The organism is Pseudomonas sp. A0308 (assembly GCF_044218815.1).
Taxonomy (GTDB): domain Bacteria; phylum Pseudomonadota; class Gammaproteobacteria; order Pseudomonadales; family Pseudomonadaceae; genus Aquipseudomonas; species Aquipseudomonas iridis.
The window spans coordinates 4282644-4304740 of the sequence record NZ_CP162581.1; the positions used below are offsets into that span (position 1 = coordinate 4282644).

At 55.3% G+C, this 22097-nt stretch carries 19 protein-coding genes and 5 pseudogenes; 7 read left to right on the forward strand and 17 right to left on the reverse strand.

Annotated features, from left to right (window positions below):
• Positions 1–54: 54 nt before the first annotated feature.
• Positions 55–633 (reverse strand): annotated as a pseudogene (locus AB4P92_RS19780) (endonuclease I family protein); the annotation flags it as partial.
• Positions 634–969: 336 nt separating this feature from the next.
• On the opposite strand from AB4P92_RS19780, the pseudogene AB4P92_RS19785 reads away from it, so the two are divergent.
• Positions 970–1126, forward strand: a pseudogene (locus AB4P92_RS19785) (DUF4113 domain-containing protein); the annotation flags it as partial.
• A 141-nt stretch (positions 1127–1267) separates the two neighbouring features.
• Here the strand turns inward: AB4P92_RS19785 and AB4P92_RS19790 are convergent.
• From AB4P92_RS19790 to AB4P92_RS19810, 5 genes are all read right to left on the reverse strand, one after another.
• Positions 1268–1540 carry a hypothetical protein gene (locus AB4P92_RS19790; RefSeq protein WP_305582338.1) on the reverse strand — a complete coding sequence of 91 codons (273 nt, stop codon included), beginning with the start codon at positions 1538–1540 and terminating at the stop codon, positions 1268–1270.
• A gap of 107 nt (positions 1541–1647) precedes the next feature.
• The gene (locus AB4P92_RS19795; protein WP_003298752.1) at positions 1648–1929 is read right to left on the reverse strand and encodes a hypothetical protein; all 282 of its coding nucleotides are present in this window, start codon (positions 1927–1929) and stop codon (positions 1648–1650) included.
• Between the two features lie 340 nt (positions 1930–2269).
• Positions 2270–2503 carry a hypothetical protein gene (locus AB4P92_RS19800; RefSeq protein WP_003298751.1) on the reverse strand — a complete coding sequence of 78 codons (234 nt, stop codon included), beginning with the start codon at positions 2501–2503 and terminating at the stop codon, positions 2270–2272.
• A 128-nt stretch (positions 2504–2631) separates the two neighbouring features.
• Positions 2632–3090 carry an antitoxin Xre-like helix-turn-helix domain-containing protein gene (locus tag AB4P92_RS19805; RefSeq protein ID WP_226930359.1) on the reverse strand — a complete coding sequence of 153 codons (459 nt, stop codon included), beginning with the start codon at positions 3088–3090 and terminating at the stop codon, positions 2632–2634.
• Between the two features lie 181 nt (positions 3091–3271).
• Positions 3272–3718: a hypothetical protein gene (locus AB4P92_RS19810; protein ID WP_003298997.1), complete on the reverse strand. Its 447-nt coding sequence runs from the start codon at positions 3716–3718 to the stop codon at positions 3272–3274.
• A 104-nt stretch (positions 3719–3822) separates the two neighbouring features.
• On the opposite strand from AB4P92_RS19810, the gene AB4P92_RS19815 reads away from it, so the two are divergent.
• The 3 genes and pseudogenes from AB4P92_RS19815 to AB4P92_RS19825 form a co-directional block, all read left to right on the forward strand.
• Complete coding sequence (locus AB4P92_RS19815; protein WP_003298996.1) at positions 3823–4113, forward strand: helix-turn-helix domain-containing protein; 291 nt, start codon at positions 3823–3825, stop codon at positions 4111–4113.
• Positions 4114–4279: 166 nt separating this feature from the next.
• Complete coding sequence (locus AB4P92_RS19820; protein WP_036998750.1) at positions 4280–4864, forward strand: DUF6088 family protein; 585 nt, start codon at positions 4280–4282, stop codon at positions 4862–4864.
• A gap of 158 nt (positions 4865–5022) precedes the next feature.
• A pseudogene (locus tag AB4P92_RS19825) lies at positions 5023–5124 on the forward strand (ATP-dependent helicase); the annotation flags it as partial.
• Between the two features lie 30 nt (positions 5125–5154).
• On the opposite strand, the gene tnpC reads toward AB4P92_RS19825, so the two are convergent.
• The 3 genes from tnpC to tnpA are packed head-to-tail and all read right to left on the reverse strand — an operon-like array spanning position 5155 to position 7381.
• Positions 5155–6681, reverse strand: a complete 1527-nt coding sequence (gene tnpC, locus AB4P92_RS19830; RefSeq protein WP_106120196.1) for an IS66 family transposase — start codon at positions 6679–6681, stop codon at positions 5155–5157.
• Positions 6682–6731: 50 nt separating this feature from the next.
• Positions 6732–7067: an IS66 family insertion sequence element accessory protein TnpB gene (gene tnpB, locus AB4P92_RS19835; protein WP_040266828.1), complete on the reverse strand. Its 336-nt coding sequence runs from the start codon at positions 7065–7067 to the stop codon at positions 6732–6734.
• Positions 7064–7381, reverse strand: coding sequence for an IS66-like element accessory protein TnpA (gene tnpA, locus AB4P92_RS19840; protein WP_106120197.1), 318 nt, complete (start codon positions 7379–7381; stop codon positions 7064–7066). The genes tnpB and tnpA overlap by 4 nt, the downstream gene beginning before the upstream one ends.
• Before the next feature lie 79 nt (positions 7382–7460).
• On the opposite strand from tnpA, the gene hrpB (AB4P92_RS19845) reads away from it, so the two are divergent.
• Entirely contained in the window at positions 7461–9911 is a 2451-nt protein-coding gene (gene hrpB / locus AB4P92_RS19845) for an ATP-dependent helicase HrpB (protein WP_395598038.1), read from the forward strand.
• Positions 9912–9968: 57 nt separating this feature from the next.
• Here the strand turns inward: hrpB (AB4P92_RS19845) and AB4P92_RS19850 are convergent, their stop codons facing one another.
• Positions 9969–10124: a hypothetical protein gene (locus AB4P92_RS19850; protein ID WP_177429592.1), complete on the reverse strand. Its 156-nt coding sequence runs from the start codon at positions 10122–10124 to the stop codon at positions 9969–9971.
• Between the two features lie 86 nt (positions 10125–10210).
• Here AB4P92_RS19850 and AB4P92_RS19855 point away from each other — a divergent pair.
• Positions 10211–10898: pseudogene (locus AB4P92_RS19855) on the forward strand (ATP-dependent helicase C-terminal domain-containing protein); the annotation flags it as partial.
• A gap of 207 nt (positions 10899–11105) precedes the next feature.
• On the opposite strand, the gene AB4P92_RS19860 reads toward AB4P92_RS19855, so the two are convergent.
• The 4 genes from AB4P92_RS19860 to AB4P92_RS19875 are packed head-to-tail and all read right to left on the reverse strand — an operon-like array spanning position 11106 to position 17549.
• Positions 11106–12539, reverse strand: a complete 1434-nt coding sequence (locus AB4P92_RS19860; RefSeq protein WP_100549884.1) for a tyrosine-type recombinase/integrase — start codon at positions 12537–12539, stop codon at positions 11106–11108.
• A gap of 3 nt (positions 12540–12542) precedes the next feature.
• A complete protein-coding gene (locus AB4P92_RS19865) occupies positions 12543–13166 on the reverse strand; it encodes a hypothetical protein (protein WP_100549883.1) in 624 nt (207 codons plus the stop codon).
• Complete coding sequence (locus tag AB4P92_RS19870) at positions 13163–15268, reverse strand: integrase (protein ID WP_395598039.1); 2106 nt, start codon at positions 15266–15268, stop codon at positions 13163–13165. Before AB4P92_RS19870 ends, AB4P92_RS19865 begins: the two co-directional genes overlap by 4 nt.
• Complete coding sequence (locus AB4P92_RS19875) at positions 15252–17549, reverse strand: hypothetical protein (RefSeq protein WP_100549881.1); 2298 nt, start codon at positions 17547–17549, stop codon at positions 15252–15254. The genes AB4P92_RS19870 and AB4P92_RS19875 overlap by 17 nt, the downstream gene beginning before the upstream one ends.
• A 90-nt stretch (positions 17550–17639) precedes the next feature.
• Between AB4P92_RS19875 and hrpB (AB4P92_RS19880) the strand changes: the two are divergent.
• Positions 17640–19778: pseudogene (gene hrpB / locus AB4P92_RS19880) on the forward strand (ATP-dependent helicase HrpB); the annotation flags it as partial.
• A 56-nt stretch (positions 19779–19834) separates the two neighbouring features.
• Here hrpB (AB4P92_RS19880) and AB4P92_RS19885 read toward each other — a convergent pair.
• The 3 genes from AB4P92_RS19885 to AB4P92_RS19895 form a co-directional block, all read right to left on the reverse strand.
• Positions 19835–20119: a hypothetical protein gene (locus AB4P92_RS19885; RefSeq protein WP_395598040.1), complete on the reverse strand. Its 285-nt coding sequence runs from the start codon at positions 20117–20119 to the stop codon at positions 19835–19837.
• Between the two features lie 137 nt (positions 20120–20256).
• A complete protein-coding gene (locus AB4P92_RS19890; protein ID WP_395598041.1) occupies positions 20257–21336 on the reverse strand; it encodes an endonuclease/exonuclease/phosphatase family protein in 1080 nt (359 codons plus the stop codon).
• Positions 21337–21411: 75 nt separating this feature from the next.
• Positions 21412–22086, reverse strand: a complete 675-nt coding sequence (locus tag AB4P92_RS19895) for a YciC family protein (RefSeq protein WP_042561202.1) — start codon at positions 22084–22086, stop codon at positions 21412–21414.
• Between the last annotated feature and the right edge of the window lie 11 nt (positions 22087–22097).

Below are 22097 nucleotides of genomic sequence, written 5' to 3' on the forward strand. Positions count from 1 at the left end.
CGCTGCCCGCCAGAGCCGAAATGAAAGCCGATCTGCGAAGCCTGTCAGAATAAGCTAGCGACAGTTCCCCGCCATCCTGTAGCCCGCGGCAATGGCTGAGGACTCATTGGCAAAATGCTCCTGATTCTTGGGGGCCACTTTGGTGTAACTCGGGCAGCCCTTCGGCAGGTGGTACACCCGGCTGTTCCTGTTTCCGATGATCACATCACTGGGCACGGCTTTAGCGGAAGGAGGGGGCGTGACGCTGGTGAGGACCGGGCTCACGATACCCTCGCGCGATGGCTTGTGCCCCTGCGTCCAAGCGCGTTCGCCGGTGATGAAGGGGTTGTGATGTCCCATGACTCTTGCCGTGCGGCTGCCCCACTCCCGCTCCCAGGTCGAAACCGGATGCTGGCGATCCCAAGCCATCAGCAGCAGCTGTTGTTGCCGCGACATCGATAAACCGTAGCGGTCGTACATGTAGAACGTCGATCTGGCAACCAGACCCTTCACCTCATCACGCGGCTCGGCGGCGCGTCCCTTGAAGTCCACTCTGGTGCCGCATGCCCCGTACTGTGCAGGGGCGCCAGCCACACGCCCGTACTGGTAGTTACTGCGGTCGCCGTTCACCTCGCCCACGGATGGGTAAAGTGTTGCCGCCGATGATTTTTTGACCCGGGTGCCGACGCTATGCAGACCCAACCCAGCAGTCTTAAAAGTTGAAATGCAACAGCGAGTTCAGCGTTCGAAACTGGGGCAATGAAATACCGGCATGTGGGTCAAAAATGCATCGGCAGCAACAGATACAGTATTTTTGAAGCCGTCATCATGAGTTTGACACCGCTCGGCCCGCTGCGCGCGTCCATCCAGCGGCTGCCCCTGTTCCTGAGTCCGATCGCCTCTGGCTTCCCCTCGCCGGCCGAGGATCACATCGAGGTCACCCTGTCTCTGGACGACCCGTGCGTCGCTACACCGCCAGTGACTGCCGAGCGGGTGATGGGCGTGATGGATGCGATCAATGCGCGATGGGGACGGGGAACCATGCGATCTGCAGGGGTGCCGGTGAAACCGGACTGAGGGCATGCGGCGGGAGATGATGAGCCCGAGCAATACGACGCGGATTGATCAGTTATGGACGGTAACGTAAGCGCTTGAGGCAGCCTACCCTGGAAGAAACAGGTATAAGCCAAGAGCTGCCCGAGTGCGAATTGATTCGCTCTAGTTGATTCAGGCGTTCATTGCCCCAGAGCAGTCAGCGAGATTGGCCTGACTGGCGACTGTTTTAGTTCTATGATGAAACCTGCCTGATATCCAACACGACCCAGACTTCATACCCTTTCTCTCGAGCCGCTTTCTCGGCCTCGAGTTGGGCAGCGAGTGTACTGATGGAGCGGGAGCTGTGCTCGAAGCGGAATGGCGAGCCACCGTTCTTGCGCACGCTCAATTCAACGAGTGTGAAGGTGGAGTGCTGTTTGGGTATTGGCTGCTTCGATTTCGAAGGAGCGGGGTCTAGGCCAAGTGCGCGCCGCATCTCGGCTTCAATGAGTTTTGCGTCAGTCAAGCGAGATCCCTAGAGCGATTGCGGGTGACGCCATTGTAGCGAGGAGTGGTGCTGACATGGCCTGAGTTCGATGCTGGCGAGCCAACAACCTCATCTCTGCGATATGGCTACGAATCACCAAAGTAGTCATCACAGGCGACTAGTCCGAATGGGCGTTCCTCGCAGGGCTGCTCATCGCTGAACAGATTCTGCGTGCGGCGCTCCTGCTTCAAAAACGCTAGCGCCGCGAAAAAGCAACTTTCGCATAGATTGACTCGATAGCGCTCGCCATCATGCCCTGCGCCATAGCCCCAGAGCGCCTGGAGCGTCCCGAACTGCTCGCCGTATCCCGGCACCCTCGTACTGGTAGCGCATACATCGCAAATGGTGTCTTTATGGGGCTCTGTCATCGGGCAGTTCTCGTGTTCGTATTAAAGAGGGCGGCGGGGGGGCACTGCACAACGGAGTGCCTTTTGCCAATTTGCAAGCGCCGCTGCGTCAGCTCAAGCATGGTCTGGTGCACCATGCCAGCGGTGGATGTGGCAGGTCTTCGACAACTGAACTGGGCTATCGAAGGGAGGATTCAAAAGCAACTGCGCTGATAAACTTATCGACAGTTGCAGATGCAGAAATCAGCAATCCGACTGGGTCAATTTCCCATCAGCGCCAACACTTCAAGCTGTCCATCGACGACCTGTGCCATGATTGGAAATGCGACGAGTGTCTGGAGATGCGGTTGGCTTTGGTTTGTCAAGGTTGTCCCCTGCACGTTTCTTGCGTTGCCGGCGGCGACCACTCCATTCCCTCTTCGAGGATCGGATGGCTTTCGCTCACGACGATCAACGGTTTGTTCCGATTCTCCAGCGCGAACATGGCGATGGAGCCTCCGGCGTCCGCCACCGGCACCGCCCCCTGTGGCTCAAGCCTGCCAACCCAGACATATTGCCGGGTCTCCAAACATGCAAGGTAATACGAAATACCCATGTTTCCTCCGAATTCGAATCAAGTCTTTTGCTGCGCCAATCCGGAACGGGAGGCGGTACTGCCGCAATCATCAAAGGCAGCATGACACGCTCACACGACAACTATCCTGACGCGGCGGGGTTCCTCTTTCACTGATCAGCACTTGCTTTGTTGCTGACCACCGTTTGCATTCGACCTATCCCCTCTTGGTTAAGCTCACCAGCCCTACAAAGGGCGTCAATCCCCTTGTAAGTCTCGAACAGGGACATGAGGTCGCCCTGCGCCATGATTTCCAACGGTTTACGGCCATTAAAGAAATCGTTGTGGTTTTCCTTGCCCGCAAAACCGTAGACGTTCTCAGGGTTATCAAAGACCAGTCGCAAGCTGGCGTGGCAGTTCAATACGATGCTGGCCCGCTCCAGTTGATCGAAGTCGAGTTCCACGCCCTTGCCCTGCTGAGCATGGGAAATGCTGCTGCGCGAGACACGAAGAATACTGCACACCTGCTCAGTAGTAGACTTCCATTTCTCTAGGATTCTCAGTGCCGTTCGGAGAATCACGCTGCCCTGATCCTTTGAGAATGCAAGGGTTTTGGATGCTGCATGCATGGTGGTAGCTCCTGTATCTACGCAACATGGCGGTCGAGTCAGGTCATGCGCAACGGGGGGAAGTATTTCGCTAAACCGTGACCGCCTGTTTCGAAGTAGGCTGGAAATTGGTCACGTTGTTAGCGAAATGAGTGGTCATGCGTTAGCGAAAAGGCCGGTCACGATGGGCCGAAATACGCACCTAGCCTCGCAGATGCAATGCCGCAGAGAAGATCACGTGGGTACTCATCCGAGTATCGAGAGGCTGACTCGCTGAGGTTGAGTACGTGCGATCGCCTTCCACTCTGTACTGATGCCCAAGCACATTACCTTGAGCGTCTCGAATGGAGCTAATCTCCAGCAATGGCTCCATCATCCAACGACCAGCCTTGTTCATGTGCCCTGGATTCACAAGATACGCCTGCTCCAGCCAGGCGTGCTCAGTCTGCGCAGCTATGACCTGTTCCAGCAATGGAACCGACGGGACCATTAGCATGCTTCGAAAGGCCTCGTTTCCATCGTCCTCAACGATCTGCAAATAGAACCAGAGCCAGGTCACCTCTAGCTCGACATATGACCAGAACTGGACGCCATCTGGCGCTGTTGAGAGTCCGGGGAGCAGCTCCGCATTTCGGCTGGTCTTGAACACGCGGCAATCACCTAATGAGAATTGTGTTTGATTGGTGCACAATATATTTTGTAGTCATATATTGTTCAATCGCGCTTCATCTTTCCATTTTGCGGAGCAGCAAAATGGAAGTCCGGGATTCGTTCGGGAAAGCGTTGAGATTCGTGCGGCACCGTAGGGGGCTGGCGCAGGAAGATTTCTCGCTCGTTAGCAGCCGTACCTTCGTCAGCATGCTGGAGCGCGGGGCAACGAGCCCGACTCTCGAAAAGCTCGATAGCCTCTGCACGGTGCTCGACACTCATCCGGTCACCCTCTTGGCCCTGACCTACTTGCTTGGATCCGAAGCTCCTGAAAGTTTTGAGCAGCTCCTGGAGAAGGTTGGTGAGGAGTTGAGAGCTCTAGTCGAACCTGACTGATTACTCAGCGAGGCTGTGTGAGGGACCGGTTCCGTGGCCGCACAGTGAGTGTTGACCTTGCTGTCCCTCTGTGCCCTGTGGCTGGCCTGGAGGTCCCGTTTTTGGCAGGGCTTATAGTTTTTGTGGGCGTCAGAAAATATGTGGATTCTGACTTTTTGGGGCTCATATGTCCGTCGCACAAGCTATTTTAAATCGAGTCAAGCACATGCCAAAGGGGAGGCCCTTTGCCGGCGCGGTGTTCGCGCAGATCGGTTCCCGTGCGTCGATTGATAAAGCGCTTTCTAGGCTGGTGCAATCAGGCACGCTGGAGCGAGTAGCTCGCGGTGTCTACATGCGCCCCAAAATGAGCAAGTACACCGGCAGGGTGGTGCGCCCGAGTCCGCTGGCTGTCATGGAGGTCATCACGAAGGCGAGCGGCGAGACGATCCAGATACACGGCGCGGAGGCTGTTCGGAGGTTGGGCCTCAGCACACAGATGCAGGTGTTGCCGACCTTTTACACCAGCGGATCTACTCGCGAGATCAAGGTTGGCAATGCGGTGGTTCGCCTCCGCCACGTATCCAAGGATCGCTTGCAGCACGCCGGCACGACGGTAGGTGTGGCGCTTACTGCTCTCTACTACATCGGGAAAGAAGGGCTGTCCGCTAATGTGGTTTCCAAGATTGTTAGAGCGCTGAGCGGCGAAGAGCTGATGAAGCTCCGGGCCTGCAAGATGCCGGCATGGATGCGGTCGACATTGAGCCTTGTGTGAGCGTACGTGGATGCGACTTGCGTACTCGATCACTCGGCCTCGATGGTGATGATGTGTGTGGCGATCAGACCTTCCAGCACTTTTCACAAGAAAGGAGCCATTCGCTCTGATATGCGTGATCATCTCTGTCAGTCCTCCTTGTGTACTGTAAAATTCGTATGAGCTTTCTCCCTATCGACGTTGCTCTGCCTGCCCTTCGCTCAGCATTGGCAGAGCGAAATGAAGCTGTCCTTGAAGCTCCTCCAGGAGCGGGTAAGACGTAAGCGGCCAGCGAACACACCTTGCGCAGATTAGGCAGGCGTCCACTGATGCGGCAGCAGTCGCTCCATCTCGCTGGCCCGCTGCGTCGGCAGCCGCGTCAGTACATCCTTGAGATAAGCATACGGATCATGCCCGTTGATGCGCGCTGACTGGATCAGGCTCATGATCGCGGCCGCCCGCTTGCCGCTGCGCAGCGATCCCGCAAACAACCAGTTAGACCGCCCAAGCGCCCACGGCCGGATCAAGTTCTCGATCTGGTTGTTGTCGATGGGCACAGCACCATCTGCCAGGTAGCGCGTCAGCGCTACCCAGCGTTTGAGGCTGTAATCCAGAGCCTTCGCTGTGGCCGAACCCTCGGGCACAATTTCACGCTGGGCCAGCATCCACTCATGCAGCTTTTCAGCGATGGGCACTGCTGTTTCCTGGCGTAATCGCCAACGGTCTTCGTCGCTCATTTCCTTGGCGTGTCGCTCGACTTCGTAAAGCCCGCCAATCGAGTGAAGCGCCTGCTCCGCCAATTGGCTTTTATTGGCTACATGCAAGTCAAAGAACTTACGGCGTGCATGGGCCATGCAGCCGATCTCGGTGATGCCCAGCTCAAAGCTGGCCTTGTAGCCGGCAAAGTCATCACAGACCAGCTTCCCGTTCCAGGTGCCCAGGAAGTTGCGCGCATGTTCGCCGGCACGGCTGGGGCTGAAGTCGTAGACAACAGCCTTGAGTGCCGAAAAAGGCGTGCTGCTGTAGGCCCAGACGTAAGCACGATGGGTTTTCTTCTCTCCCGGAGCCAGCATTTGTACCGGCGTTTCATCGGCGTGAACCACGCGCTGGGCCAGCACCACTTCGCGCAACGCATCGACCAGGGGCTGAAGCTGCACGCCGGTTTGACCCACCCACTGCGCCAGTGTCGAGCGCGGGATGGCCAGGCCGGCACGGCCGAAGATCTTTTCTTGCCGGTACAGCGGCAGGTGGTCGGCGAACTTGGCCACCATCACGTGGGCCAGCAGGCCGGCAGTGGGGATACCCTTGTCGATTACCTGCGCCGGCACCGGGGCCTGGATCAGTGTTTCGCACTGCCGACATGCCCATTTCCCACGCACATGCTGTTCGACGGTGAACACGCCCGGCGTGTAGTCCAGCTTTTCGCTGACATCTTCACCGATGCGCTGAAGCTGGCAGCCGCACGCGCACTGGGTGTTGTCCGGCTCGTGATGGATCACAGTACGTGGGAACTGCGGTGGCAACGGCACACGCTTGGGTTGCTGGCGTGGTTCTGCCTGTGCGGGAGCGGGATGAAGGGCTTTTAACTCCGCCTCGATGGCTTCGAGGTCGGTATTGAGTAGGTCATCGAGCAGGCTGCCCTGCGCCGGGCTGATCTGCTCGCTGCGCTTGGCGAACTTGTGCCGTTTAAGGATGGCGATCTCGTGAGTGAGCTGCTCGATAATCGTTTCATCACGATGGATCTTTCGGCTCTGGGTGTCGACCTTGGACATCAACTGCGCAGCTAGTGTGCGCAGTTGTTCGGGGGTCATTTGGTCGAGATCGGGCAAGGAAGTCATGGGGTGGATTTTACCAAAGCAGCCCGACTGCTTCAGCTAAAAGGCAGCATTTAAAGCAATGTAATTGCACCGCCCGCACCGACTCGTTGCCAGGGTAATCCAAGTACCAGCGCCTGGAGTTGTTCGGGGTCGAGTTCGACCTCCGTTCCACGATGGAGGCCTGGCCAATGAAACTTACCTTGGTTCAAGCGCCGTGCCGCTAGCCAGATACCGACGCCGTCGTGCACCAGGACTTTCATCCGATTGGCCCGACGGTTGGCAAAGAGGTAAGCGCAGTGCGGCTTCGCCGCACCGAACACCGCGACCACTCGGGCCAACGCAGTCTCAGTGCCGGCGCGCATGTCCATAGGCTCGGTGGCGAGCCAGATTGCATCGACGCGAATCATTGGGCCAGGCTACGAATGAAACAGGCGCAGCCGTCCGGATCCGAGGCTGGCCATTTTACGGTGATGGATTTATCACCCAGAGGCAGCGAGATGATCACCATCTCTTCTGATGCTCGCCTTGGTCCCGTTTTTACCGGAACGAAAGCCGGCAAGGTTGCAGGCGATTGATCCCGGTAAGTCGGTAGCCACTTGCGGATCACGTTGGCGTTGATGCCGTGATGGATGGCTACGCTGGAAATTGTCGCTCCGGGTTGCAGGCATTCCTGGACGACCTGGGCTTTGAATGGTTTCGGGTAAGAGCTTCGTTGGCGCATGGAAATCCTTGCGATAAGGGCGATCGCGTCCGCTTAAAAATACGCGGACACCATCGCCCTTAATGCTGGAGTTCGGTAGGTGACTTGGCCGGACGGTTACGGTAAGACAACCCGAGTTCCCCTCGCTCTATTGAATGAGGCATGGCTTGGAACCCAAACCATCTTGATGCTCGAGCCGAGGCGTCTTGCTGCTCGAGCTGCGGCTGAGCGTCTAGCTAGCGAATTGGGTGAGAGAGTAGGTGAAACCATCGGGTACCGGATTCGCTTGGAAAGCAAAGTCGGTCCGAAAACCCGAGTTGAAGTCGTCACCGAGGGCATCCTGTCCCGTCGTTTACAAGAGGATCCTGCCCTCGACGGTGTTGGGGTTGTCATCTTCGATGAATACCATCTTCGTACGCTCGACGCAGATTTAGCCTTAGCACTTTGCCTTAACGGCCGTGAGCTTCTGAGGGACGAAAGCCAACCTCTTAAGATCCTTCTCATGTCTGCAACGCTTGAGGGGGATCGCCTTTCTAAGCTCCTGAACGACGCTCCAATAGTGACGAGCGACGGTCGTATGTTCCCGGTCACCACGTATTGGGGGAGACCTTATCAACTCGGTGAGTTCGTCGAGCCACGCGTGATTCAGATCTGCCTGCAGGCCCTATCTGAACAAAGCGGGAGCATCCTTGTATTCCTTCCCGGTCAGGCTGAAATACGCCGGGTTAACGAGCAGTTGAAAGATCAACTGAAGGGCCAAGAGAACATTATGCTTTGTCCGCTCCATGGCGAACTTGACCTATCGTCCCAGCGAGCTGCTATCGAACCCGCGCCACAAGGCAAACGCAAAGTGGTGCTTGCCACCAACATAGCCGAAACAAGCTTAACCATCGACGGCGTTCGCGTCGTAGTGGACGCTGGACTGGCCCGCGTGCCGCGCTTTGACCCTGTCAGTGGTATGACTCGCCTGGATACGCAACGTGTTTCTCGAGCGGCAGCTACGCAACGTGCTGGCCGCGCAGGACGCCTCGAACCAGGTGTTTGCTATCGACTCTGGTCGGAATCGCAACATGACCAGCTTGCTGCATACGACGCTGCCGAAATTTTGCAGGCAGACCTATCTGGACTCGCGCTGCAGCTAGCACGATGGGGCGTGCAGCCTGACGATTTGGCTTGGTTAGATTCGCCTCCTGTAGCAGCTTATGCGCAAGCTCGTGACCTGCTCATCCGGCTAGGAGCATTAGATGAGCGTGGTGTTATTACTGCCCATGGCCAAGCTATGGCTGAGTTACCTGCACATCCTCGAATCGCGCATCTGTTGCTCCGTGGCCAGGCATTCGGACTTGGTAACCTCGCCTGTGACATCGCGGCGCTGCTTGGAGAAAAGGATATCCTCCGCGGTACCGGCGCCGACCTTCATGATCGTATTAGTGTATTGGGTAATGAAGCGTCCTCACGCGCTAGTCGAGGGGCTGTTCAACGAACCCGTCAGCTAGCGAGACAGTTCAGGGGATATCTACGCGGTCCGGTATCTGAGCCTGTGGCAGACCCTGATCATCCACGGTGGCAAGGGGGGCTCTTGGCCTTCGCTTATCCCGACCGAGTTGCTCGTCAGCGACGCGATGGTGGAGCTGAGTACCGATTGGCAAATGGTCGTGCCGCTCAGTTTGGCGAGCCTGACGCACTGATGAAAGAACCTTGGCTAGTCATTGCAGATCTTGGGAGCAGACAAGGTCAGAGAGAGGAGCGCATCTACATTGCCGCAGCACTTGATCCCCAGCTATTCGACACTCTGCTTGCCGAGCAGGTAAGCCAGCGTGATGAACTCGAGTGGGATGAACGCGAAGGTGTATTGAAAGCCGAGCGTCAGCAGCGTGTGGGTGAGCTGGTACTGAGTCGAGCGGCCATTCCTGGGCTTGATGAAGAGGCTCGTTCTAAGGCCTTGGTCGGCCTCGTACGTCGCAAGGGCATGGAGCTGCTACCGTGGACACCGGATCTTCGTCAGTGGCAGGCACGAGTGTCTCTTCTTCGTGGTCTGGATCTCGAGCAAAAGGGTGAAAGTGAGTGGCCTGATCTGTCAGATACCGCACTCCTGAGCTCACTTGAAGAGTGGCTGGGACCGTATCTGGATAAAGTCAGCCGACTCAGTCATTTCGCCGACTTGGATCTCCGAAGCATCCTTTTTGGTTTACTGCCTTGGCCGTTACCTGCACGCCTCGATGAACTTGCCCCCAAAGCGCTGCAGGTGCCTTCTGGCTCGCGCATTGCGATTGATTACTCAGAACACCCACCCGTGCTTGCTGTGAGGCTACAGGAGCTGTTTGGCCTGGCTGACACTCCACGTGTAGCAGGAGGCCGTCAGGGGGTGCTACTGCATCTACTGTCTCCAGCCCGCAGACCCGTACAGGTTACTCAAGATCTCGCCAGCTTTTGGGCCAACACTTACATTGAAGTAAAGAAAGATCTAAAGGGTCGATACCCCAAACACTGGTGGCCTGATAACCCTATGGAAGCAGAACCAACCGCTAGGAGTAAGCCTAGAAAGCAATGACTGCCGCCCGAGCGAAGCCAAGAAAAATCTAGAGATCGAGATAAGAAGCGACCAAGTTTACGTGGCGCGTGCCTTGGCAATTTCAAAGTCTTCATTACGAAACTTCTTGAGCTTTGCAAGCTTTGTTGCGTACTCGGCAACAGGCATTCCTGCCTTCAAGTCGTTCAGAAGTTTCTCTTGGCTTTGGTCAAAGACTTCAATCGCCTTGATCATGTAAACCGAGGAAACCGTAGTGTGATAGTTCGATACCTTCTCGAAGGCTAGGTGAATGTAGCGCTCTACAGAGTCAGGACAACCCCCTGGCCCTGTTGGCCGGTGACGACAAGGCCGCGCGCGGCGCTCGTGGCGGCGTGCAGCGCGCCCGCCAGCTGGCGCGGCAGTTCCGCTCCTAGCTGCGCGGCCCGGCCAGCGAGCCGGTGGCCGATCCGGATTACCCGCGCTGGCTCGGCTGCCTGCTGGCCTTCGCCTACCCGGACCGCATCGCCCAGCAACGCCGCGCGGGCGGTGCCGATTACCGCCTGGCCAACGGCAGCGCGGCGACCTTTGGCGAGCCGGATGCGTTGATGAAACAGCCCTGGCTGGTGATCGCCGACCTCGGCAGTCGCCAGGGCCAGCGCGAGGAGCGCATCTACCTCGCCGCCGACCTCGACCCGGCGCTGTTCGAGGGGCCGCTGGCCGAACTGGCGCCGCGTACGCTGGAAGTGCCGTCCGGTTCCCGTATCCGCCTGGACTACAGCGACGAGATGCCGGTACTCGCCGTGCGCCTGCAGGAGCTGTTCGGCCTGGCCGATACCCCGCGCATCGCCAACGGTCGCCAGGCGTCAAGCTGCACCTGCTGTGCAGGTCACCCAGGACCTGGCGAGCTTCTGGCGCAATACCTACGCGGAAGTGAAGAAAGATTTACGAGGTAGGTACCCCAAGCATTACTGGCCTGAGGATCCACTTGTGGCCGAGGCTACTGCAAGAGCTAAGCCGAGAAAGCCATAGGTATTGCCTTAATGTTAATGCTGGTGAATTAAAAAAGTAAGTTACTTTGTTGGGTACTGCAAGCAAAAGATTAGAAATAGAACAACTGGCTCATGCTAGGCTGCGTGCGATTCTAGAAATTTATACCATCCTTCAACGCTCCGATTAGACCTTACGAAAAGCGCAACCGTGCATGACAGAACTGGCGTAGATCCCACGGCCCGCCCCTCATGTGCGAGTGAGTGAAGACTCCCGCTGGCGAGCAATCTCAAAGTCCTTATTCGCCATCTTCTGCAGCACTTTGAGTCGCTGAATGTACTCGGTGACCGGCATACCTTCTTCAAGGAGGGCGAGCAATTCGTTCTCCTCTGAGAAGTACTTGTCCATCGCCATGACCAGGTGAACTGAACTTACTGTTTCCGTGTATCCAGCCAAATCGCGGAAGGCCAAGTTGATGTAGTACTCGGCCGATTGTGATGTGAGATGACCTGTCCAACTGATTACCTCAGCCAGGAATGTCTGGCTATCAAGTAGCGCACGCCGGAAGTCGTCTTCATTGGTGAGTTGGTGGCGTTTGATGAAGCGAATGAAGAGATTGGTGATGAAGGCATGACGGAACATGTGCGCGCAGACTTGGGACTCGATGCCGGCTACTTTGCGCAGATGATTGATCTCGTTTGATATTGCGCCGCTTGTGAGCGGGCGACCCGTTGTCGCAGAGACGAAGAAATACCCATGATCCTTTACGCCTTTGTACACAGTGCGCATGATTTTGCGTCGCTCCACTTCTATGTACTGTTTGAGTTTTTTTAGCGCAGTAGAAAAGACGGGAACGTAGCGCTCGGCTCCCTCGGCCTGTTTGAGCGTGTCCAGGCGTAGTACGGGATGTTCCATTTCCAATGCTCTCAGTACATCATCCACCTTAAGGTTTGCAACTTCGGTGCGCCTTCCACCTGTATCGCTGAAAAGTTCAATCATGCAGGCACGTCTTACCTTCACAAACGCAGGGCTCTTATCCTTCCGGATGGCGGCTTTCAGTTGCTGAATCTGCTCTTTCGTGATCGGGTTTCTGCGGTGTTCTCTGTGCGACTCTCCGAACGAGTGATGCGTCAAGTAAGTCCGATAGATATTTCTCCCATTTCGGGACGCGGCGACATACTTTTCCTCCCTGGCCCGTATTGACCCTTCAGGAGAAACAAAGTTAGGAATGCCATATAATCGGCCAACGAAGCCTAGAAAATCTAGCCAAACTTTTCCCGTGGCAACTACTGAGGTCTCCGATTTCTTTGTTACCGCCGGATTGAAACTCGAGGTCTCCTTTCGAATCTCATCAATGTAATCAGTAAACTTTCCATCTTGCAGGGTGATGGGGTCGAGACTATCTCGATAGCACTTTCGTAGCAGTTGACTCAATTTTGAGGCGTACTCTCCCATTGATCCGCCTTTCTGTCCCTTTCGCGATAGCCCTTGCTTTCCACGTCCCTTGCGACTCAACAGGGATTGCATATACAGGTTGCCAATTAAACAGGGCGAACCGTTTGGCCAGATCATAAACGGCATGTTAGTGGCATCACGGGTACTCAAGCGGTCGACCGAAAAGTGGCTGAATGTCTTGAATTCGCCCAAGAGGCTGTAAAGCTTACGGGTTAATCGACTATTCATGCGCTAGCCTTTGCGGTAGTCCGAGATATTGGCAACGTCCGCTATCGGAGCGTGAGCTTCGGAATAATTTTCTACTTGATTGAACGGTGGCATGCCCATGCTCAATATGGCCCGTAAAGTGTGGAGGGCATCGTGGGTCCGCTTTGCTCGGATCTTGTCGTCCGCTGCGTCGCGTATGTTGGTGAGCTGAGTCATTGACTCGGATAGTGCGCGAAGCAATATCACATTCGTCTGCCGCTGCATCTCCAGTTCCTGTTCCAGCTGCTCGACCTTTCTTGTTAACCCTGACTTGCTTCGTTTATTGGCGTGTTGCTGCCGTTTCTCCGCAAATTCAAGCGCCTCGAGAGCTTTGAGGCGTAGATCATTTAGTGCTTTGAAGCCACCAACTAGGTTTTCATTAGCATGTGTCTTCAGGCTGTTCAAGCTCATAGGGTAAGTTATTAGTGGCTCGTCTTTCTCGCTCGCTATAGATCGCTCGAGTTTTGCGAGACTTCCTTGGCTTTTTAGGGCGAGGTGGAGATCGGCATCCTTACTGAATTGCACTGGCCGTTGAATGATCTGCACAAGCAGAACATGAAGCGCCTTGACGCCGGCAGCCACTAGGCTTGCTCGCGACGCCCTGCTCATGCTGTTTCCTCAGTTAAAATCAGGCGGGCCACTACCTTGAACTTGTGGCCCTGGTGATCCGTGAAGAATTCCGGCTCGATTTCCACCCAGCCCTCAACTAGCAAGTCTTGAATCTGGTCTTCTAGATCATGGGTATCTATCAGATTGAAGTCTTCTGTCCCGTGCCGTTTCTTGAGTAATTCGGCGAGGGCGAGGTAATTCTCAACATTGCCCATATGCAGTTGTTCGGCTACATAGTGTGCCTTGGCACTGGCTAACACGGATCCGTCGGTTGATTCGGTAATGTAATGGTAGACATGCTTTGGATCCGCATGTCCCAGCATCCATTGCAGCGTGTCGAGTTTGGCGAAACTGCCGCAGTAAAAGAACAACATTGCAAAAAAACGACGCATTTGGTGCTGGCGGAAATAGTATCGCTCACCAGCTGCGTTTAGAGGTGTTTCGAAATAGTCACAGAACATGTCGAGGTTGCGGTTGTACACGGTAACGGACGATTCCGTGAGATTCGGTGCGCCTGTTACAGTAGGAACGGCGAAAAGGGTTTTAAGCTTACGGATGTAACCTATCCGTTGCAGAACCTTCTGCATCCTAATGAGAGTCTTTACCATGTCTACGGCTATGGGTTCGATGGGGCGCGCTTGCCTGCGACGATGACCGAAGAGGTGGCGAGTGCTCTTTGCGTTTTTAAACATGAGCCACGTCTCAGTTTCGTCAAGGCAATCGGCTGCTTTTAATTCATACAACTCGCTAGCGCGTCGGGCCATAAGCACGCCAATAGTCAACTGTATGCACCCGATGTAAACCATTATGAGTTCATATAGACCAGAATTGCGTCTTAGGTTTTCGAAATACTCGTTTTTTTTACCCTTCACGTTGGAGCGAGTTTTGGACTTGGCTGAACCACGCACACGAGTCGAAAGACATAGTCTATTTACTCCCAGAGATGCCAGTTTTTGACCAACTAGATATTGTACCTCTTCATGCGTAAGAGAGCTTGGAGATATGTTGCGCTTGCGGCACTCGAGTGCAACTCGACAGAAAGCTTTAGTGATTTCTTGTCCGTGATCGAGGTGGAACTCTATCGCTTGACGTACAGCCTTGAATACGATGTCGGACGGAACAGTGCGAAACCTACCCAGGGTCGACAAATCAGGCATATAGCGTTCAGCCTCAATTAGGGCCTCTAGGGGAGGGCTTGGAAGCGGGATTTCATGTAACAACCCAAGGCTGTATAAAGTTGAACGATAGAAATAGTAGGTATTGTCTATCATTCTCTCATGCTGCCCACTTTTTACGGGCGCACTTCGGTATTCCTTTTTAAAAGTACTGGTGTCACTGTTGAAGCAGAGGATTGGGTGAACGGGCTTGGCGAGGCTCTTGCCTCGTAGGGTATCATGGTAAATATCCTGGGCGAGCAAAAAGGTATTCGGCTGTTTGCCATAGGGAACTTGGTTGTGATAGAAATTTCTTAAGTATAGAGCCGCCCGTACCTGAGGAATTAGGTCATAAGATATTCCTAGTATGTCATCGTCCAATTGCTCATTAGTGATCAATCCAATTTCTGGAAGGCTCTTCAGTACGATTGAGATCTCGTTGGAATCGGTGCGTTTAACTAAATTAAGGCAGTATTCGCGTGCTCGATTAGTCCAATTGTATGTTGACTCTGTAGTATGTGGGGTTGATGCTATCGTCTCTAGAATTTCAATTAAGTTACCACTCGTAAGCCCGCCAAGTCCATGAGAGGATAGCTTGTAGCGTTTGCTATTTATGAGCAGTAAGTCAATGATATGACAAGCAGCGCGAAAGCGCTTGTGCTGCTGTCGCTGACCTTTCGCTTCTGCAAGAAAACTGGAAGAAATGCGTGTGCAAGACGTCAAGTAATACTTGAAGCTGTCGAGCAGTTGTTTGTGTCTGGATTCCGTAAGAGTGCTTCCGTCATCCAATACTACCCTCCAGTCAAGCTCTTTATATGTTTTGAATTCAAAGCTAATCCTCCACACTGGATCATCGAAGTCGCTGAGAAGCCAACAGGCCGATCGATATTCTTCTTTAGCCTTGATTAGAAAAGGCGAAAGAAAATCGAGTTCAGGGGGTAGATGCATAGATCAGATTCTCCATGTGTGAAGCGCTGACGTGCTTTCGCGCGATGTGTAGGTGATCTTGAAGGTCACTGTTGTAGCCATCTTCAATCTCTCGTACTACCAAGTCGGTGAAATTCGACCAGTAAATAGCTTTAGAGCACAGTTTGGACGGGGTGCTAGCGCTGCAAACGGCTTCTTTTAATGAAAGGAGGGCAGTAAGCACTCCGCTGTCGATCGAGATAAGTACACGATCAGCCTGGTCAATATGCTGGATGTCCCGCTGTTTTGAATCCGCCATTTTCATGTGCTCGGGGTTCCGGATATGATCTGGAATTTCTCGTAGAGCATGGTGTTTTAGGAACTCATGAAGTTCCTCCATGTTTTGGAATCTTGCGACTTCTAGTAAGCGAGGGCTGTCCTTCATGGCTTCGCAAATAATGCCGCGCTGGAAAATTCGAATCCATCGGGTCTGGAAAAATGCAAGGATAGGTTCCGGTAGGTAACTACTCAGCAAAGAAGAGTTATATCCAGTATGCCCGATAGCCTTAGCCATAGTTTCTACGCTGTTAGTCTTTAGGTAAACTTCAACTCCACTGGATGCTCGCAGCGATGTCACCGAAACACGTGAAATAAACTCTCGGATGGTGTTTTCGTCTCGGCCAGAAATAGTTGAAAATTCGTCAATTATCTGCTGGTGACGATCTATCATGCATGGCTTGATCTTGAATATCTTCGGCTTTTTTGGATAACAGATGGCTCGCTGGCAGTGAATAAATAAATACCGCCATGCATTATCGTCTGCATTGCGAAGTTCTTCCCGAAGGGGTTCAGTTAGTGAAATTACTCGGCGAACCCATACGGCCTGCCGAGGAGTAAGGTCGATTTTTTGCTCACTCAATTTGCCTCCTTTGCGATCTTTGTATCCAATAAGTTGATAGCCGCTGTCTGTCTTCAGGAATCCAGAAAGATTTCCCCGTTTGTCGTAGAGCTCGAGGTTATCGAAGAAGCTTTCTGTCAAGCAGGGATGATGGTAAGTGAGTAGCAACTGCAGGGCGAAGAAGTCGCTGGGTTTGGGGAGGGCAAATAATTTGGCTGCATCATCTTTCGTTGTTTGCCAAAGAATCTTGTTTGCATGCTCTCTAAGATAAGCTAGCCCAAATTTTTTGAATGTTGCACATAAGTTGTTCTCTCCGACTTCATTGATGCTTGCAAGTCGTCGGCTTATTTTTGTGATTGGTGTCCCTGTGAGCGAAAGTTGATCTCGATTGATTTGTTTCTTGCGGATGCTAAAGAGTCGTTTTTCAGCCCATTTCACTACTATCTGGTTATCTTCTAGGATTCTTTTAAATATTATTTCTATTGCTTCGGAGTCGGTTAGCTGCAGCGGTACGGAAGTTATGAGCTTGTCTTTAACAATGGTGCCATCAGCTGTCGTTCTGAGATTGGTATGGGAGCCAGGCGTAGAGGCGGAAGTCGGGCGCGGTAACTCACCAGCGAATGGCCGGGTCCAAATTCCCGATTGGATGAACGCCTCATCTATAGTATGGATGAACTTCGCATAGGAACGCGTCCGATTTGCGATGTCAGTACCTACTTCCAGTGCTTGCTTGAAGTTGAAGAGTAAGTAATCGATGAAGAGATTCTTGATCTGCATAGGGTGCTGGAAACTGGTACTGGGCCAGCGCTCAGCATTTTGTGAGAGAAAGAGCAAAAACAAATTGAAGTCAGAGTGCGCAGGTGCAAGATGTTTTTGCGCATTCTGGCGATAGTTCTTATAAATCTCTTCGGCAAACTCCTCGCCGTGGGAGTTCCAGATTAGGTTGATCGGAATGAAGCTGATTGCTTCTTTGCGGCCTTGAACAGGCCAGCCATTCCAGTAGCGAACTGACTTTGCGTCGAGGTGCTGCTTTTCCTGCTCCCAAACGTGCTGGTTGTAACGGGGATAAACCTCCATTCGAGATAAGGAGGGCAAAAGTGGGATCTCCTTACGCATTTCATCCAACAGCATGACGAATCCCCTGGCGTAGCGCTGTCTGCTCGTACCGTTTAGGACGAGCAGAGATTGGTCGGCTAACGATCCGAGAAAGCCTTTCATGACATTAAGAAATGATGGGGAGGAGAGAGACAGATAAGTGATCACGGTGCCGGTGACTTGGCAGTAGGCTTCGAAGACCTTCACGAGGTGAGTAGCTTTTTCCGCAGCGTTGATCGCGGCGCAACGCTGCATGAGGTCCACGACATCTGGAGGTATGACGCTAAAGCGATAGTTCACCAACGACTGCATATGTTTGATGACTGTCAAAGATTTATCCTTGAGATTATTTCCATGAAATGCCCGGAATAGAAGGATACTGGAAGAGTTTGACAACATCTGGCAAGTGGCAAAGTGCTTGAGCGCAGCCTCGACGCCGATCTGGCATTGGCCCTGAGTTTGAACGGTCGAGAGCTGTTTCGCGCTGAACAGCCGCTGAAGATTTTGCTGATGTCCGCAACGCTGGAAGGCGAACGCCTGGCCGGTTTGCTCGACGACGCGCCGATCCTGCGCAGCGAGGGCCGCATGTACCCGGTGACAATGCGCTGGGGGCGGCCGTTTCAGCCCGGCGAATACATTGATCAACGCGTGACGCAGACGGTACTCGAAGCGCTCAATGATGAAACCGGCAGCGTGTTGGTGTTTCTGCCGGGGCAGGCGGAAATCCGTCGAGTCCATCAGCAACTGAGCGACGCCATCGGTGAGCGCAGCGACGTGTTGCTCTGTCCGTTACACGGTGAGCTTGATCTGAACGCGCAACGAGCGGCCATCGATCCGGCTCCACCCGGTCAGCGCAAAGTGGTGCTGGCGACCAACATCGCCGAAACCAGTTTGACCATCAACGGCGTGCGCGTGGTGATCGATGCCGGGCTGGCGCGGGTGCCGCGTTTCGATCCGGGCAGCGGCATGACCCGCCTCGACACTCAACGCATTTCCAAAGCCAGTGCCACCCAACGCGCAGGCCGGGCAGGGCGACTGGAGCCAGGCGTTTGTTATCGCTTGTGGTCGCAGGATCAACACGAGCAACTGGCGGCATACGGCAGTGCGGAAATTCTCTCGGCAGATCTGGCCAGCCTTGCGTTGCAACTGGGGCGCTGGGGCGTGACACCGGGCGAACTGGTCTGGCTCGACGTGCCGCCGGCAGCGGCTTATGCACAGGCACAGGATTTGTTGCAGCGTCTGGGTGCGCTGGACGGCGAGGCGCTGACTGCGCACGGTCAGGCCATGGCCGAGCTGCCGGCGCATCCGCGTATCGGCCACTTATTGCTGCGCGGTCAGGCGTTGGGGCTGGCGACGATGGCTTGCGATGTCGCCGCGCTGCTGGGCGAGCGCGATATCTTGCGCGGCGCCGGGGCCGACCTGCACAGCCGACTGATCCTGCTTTCGGGCGAAGAGCGCGCAACTCGTGGGGCGCAGGGCGGCGTGCAGCGTGCGCGGCAACTGGCGCGGCAATACCGCGGTTACCTGCGCGGTAAGGCGAGTGAACCGGTCAACGATCCGGATCATCCGCGCTGGCTCGGCGCTTTGCTGGCGCTGGCCTATCCCGACCGTGTCGCCCAGCAGCGCCGCGCCGGTGGCGCTGAATATCGCTTGGCCAACGGTCGCGCTGCGCTGTTCGCCGAAGCCGACAGCCTGATGAAAGAACCGTGGATCGTCATCGCCGACCTCGGCAGCCGTCAGGGCCAGCGCGAAGAACGGATTTATCTGGCGGCGGATTTTGATCCGGCGCTGTTCGATTCGGTGCTGGCCGAGCAGGTGCAGTGCGTCGATCAACTGGATTGGGACGAGCGCGAAGGTGTGTTGCGCGCCGAGCGTCAGCGCAAGGTCGGTGAGCTGATCCTCAGTCGTGAACCGTTGACCGGTCTCGATGAAAGCGCACGCAGTCAGGCACTGGTCAATCTGGTGCGGCGCAAGGGTCTTGAGTTGCTGCCATGGACACCGGAACTGCGTCAGTGGCAGGCGCGTGTCGCCCTGTTGCGGCAGTTGGATCTGCAGACTCAAGACGCAAGCCAATGGCCGGACGTCAGCGATGACGCGCTGATGAAATCCCTTGAACACTGGCTGATGCCGTATCTGGGCAAAGTTTCGCGGCTCAGTCATTTCGCCAATCTGGATCTGTCGAGCATCGTCCGCAATCTGCTGCCGTGGCCTCTGCCGCAACGGCTGGATGAGCTGGCGCCACATCATCTGAGCGTGCCGTCGGGTTCGTCGATTCGCCTGGATTACAGCGAGTTTCCGCCGATTCTGGCGGTACGTTTGCAGGAGTTGTTCGGGCTGGCCGAAACCCCGCGAATCGCTGGCGGCAGGCAAGTGGTCAAGCTGCATCTGCTTTCACCCGCGCGGCGTCCGGTGCAGGTGACGCAGGATCTGGCCAACTTCTGGCGCAGCACTTATGCCGAGGTGAAGAAGGATTTGAAGGGACGGTATCCCAAGCATTATTGGCCGGATGATCCGTTGGTGGCCGAGGCCACTGCCCGGGCCAAACCTCGTGGCACCTGAAGAACAAACGATCGCCGCTTGCGGCAGCTCCTACAGGATGTGGGTCGGCCACAAATTCATTGCTGCGAGAAAACCGTCTTCACCCAACCTTGCAGCGTGTATTTTTCATAGATGGGTGCAGGGATGTCCACGTACGGGGCTGTGATGAAGTGCTCCGGAATCACCGGGCTGTTTTCGTCGATGACCAGAATGTTTGCCGGATTGTAGAAGTCATAATCGACAACACTCTTGTTGGTCGTGATGACCTTTTTTCGAAGAACGTAATGCCCGGATGACCCCCGGGATCGGTTTGCACTGCACCAGAAACCTGTAATCGGTAATGCCGAGTCGATCGAACTCATTCGCCAGACCTTCAAGTGCCGGCACCCGGTCCTTGCCGGCCATCACCACAAACGCCGAGTAATCGCCGGGCGCACCGTCGGCAACATAGTCGTCGTAAATGAAATTGTGCAGTTTTTTCAGACCGTGGTGCCGTTTGCTATGGGGTGGCCGGGAGCAGAAAACGGGCGATCACTGGCAAGTGATCGGAAATGCGCAAGGTATCGTCCTGGCGCACCATCGCTTCAACCCGCTTGATCTTCGGGCTGTAGAACAGATAGTCGACCGTGCGATCCGGGCCGTTGAGGCCGGGATCGTTGGGGTAGTGCGTCAGCCACTGGGCGCGATTGATGCCGCTGGCTTCATTGTTGGTCGGGATCATCGGGTATTTGTCCCACAGCAGATGTAACTCGCTGTCGGCGGCGTAGGGCGTGCGCTGCTCTGCGGGCAAACGGCGATATTGGCCGATCGGCAGCAGGTTGAAATCGCCGCCGACCAGCCACAGCAAACCCTGGCTTTCATACTTGTCGAGTACCTTGGCCACGGCCGTCACCTGCGCCTGCAAGGTGTCATTCGGTTGGCTGGCGCGTTCCAGATGCGTATTGAATACGGTCAGTTGCCCGCCATCGCTGAGCGGCAGACGGGTCGAGAGCAGGGCGTTTTTAGGCTGGAACTGGCGGCTGATGAAATTGCTCGAAGCCACCGGTAATTGCAGACGTTCGGCGTGTTCGATGCGGTAGCGGCTCAGGGTCGCCAGTTGCCGGCCGACGCTGCCAAAGATGTGGGGTTCGGGGACGAAGTCGGCTTTCCAGTCAAACGCGCTGACGCTGCACGGATACAGATCGGCGACCCGCTCCTGCAACAGCTTGAGCTGATTCTGATAGTCGCTGGCCTTGGCGCCGTCATCCAGTTCCTGCAACAGCACCACATCGGGTTGCTCGTCGCGGATCACTCGCGCCACTTCATCGAGACTGAAGGCCATGTCTTCCAGGGTTGGCGCTTCGTCATTGCCCTGGGCCAGATCATTCCAGAACACGTAACGCTTGCCGGCCAGGTACTGCACGTTCCAGGTCATGACTTTCAGCGCTTGCCCGGGCACCAGCGCAGGAGGGGTGCCGGTGCAACTGACCGGCAGGGTTTCCCGGGTGTCGGGGCGCCAGGTCAGGCTGAACAACAGCACGCCGATCAGAGCGATGGCGAGCACAACAAGCAACAGGGTGTAGCGCAGCAGACGGGTCATGGCTCGGCTTATAGCGTTACAGAAAGTGGCCCCGAGCATACCCGAGTGCGCGCCCGTCGCCCAAGGCCAAAGCGATCAGACCGCGCCACTACGTTTGTCAGGCAGTTCGCTGATCAGCATGAACAGGCGAAACAGCACCACGCTGGTGAACAGTTGCAGGAAGCTGTGGGCACTGTCGATCAGTACGGCGATCACCGGGTTTTGCGGCTCTGGATAAACCGCCAGGCTCGCCCCTTTGAGCAACCACAGCGGTGTCATCACGCAAAGAATGCACAGCAGGATTCGCCAGAAATGCCCACGGGTCAGGCGCAGGCTTTCTTTCATGGCGTGCAATGGATTGAGGCCGCGCAGGACCAGCAGGTATTCGCCGAACGCCAGCATCACCATGAGGATCAGACCCGGCAGGAAATACAGCGAAATGCCCAGCAGGATCAGCAATGTGTTCAGCGCCGTCAGCAAGGCGAAGCGCGGCCACAGGGTGGCAGCCATCGCCAGCAGGTCGCGGTTGCGCGGCGACTCGCCACGACTGCGGGCATCGAGAAACAGAATCAGCGCGGCGGTATACAACGGATAAATCACCAGGCCGACGATGATGCTGCTCGCCGCAAAGCTTTCCGGCCCGGTGGCGCGATCGACCACCTGTTGCAAAAAGGCTTCGACGATCACCAGCGGCAGGCACAGCTGCACGATGCTGACCAAATGGCGTTTGAAAAAAAACAGAGAGTCGCGCAGCACTTCGAAGGCATTCATCAGTCGGTATC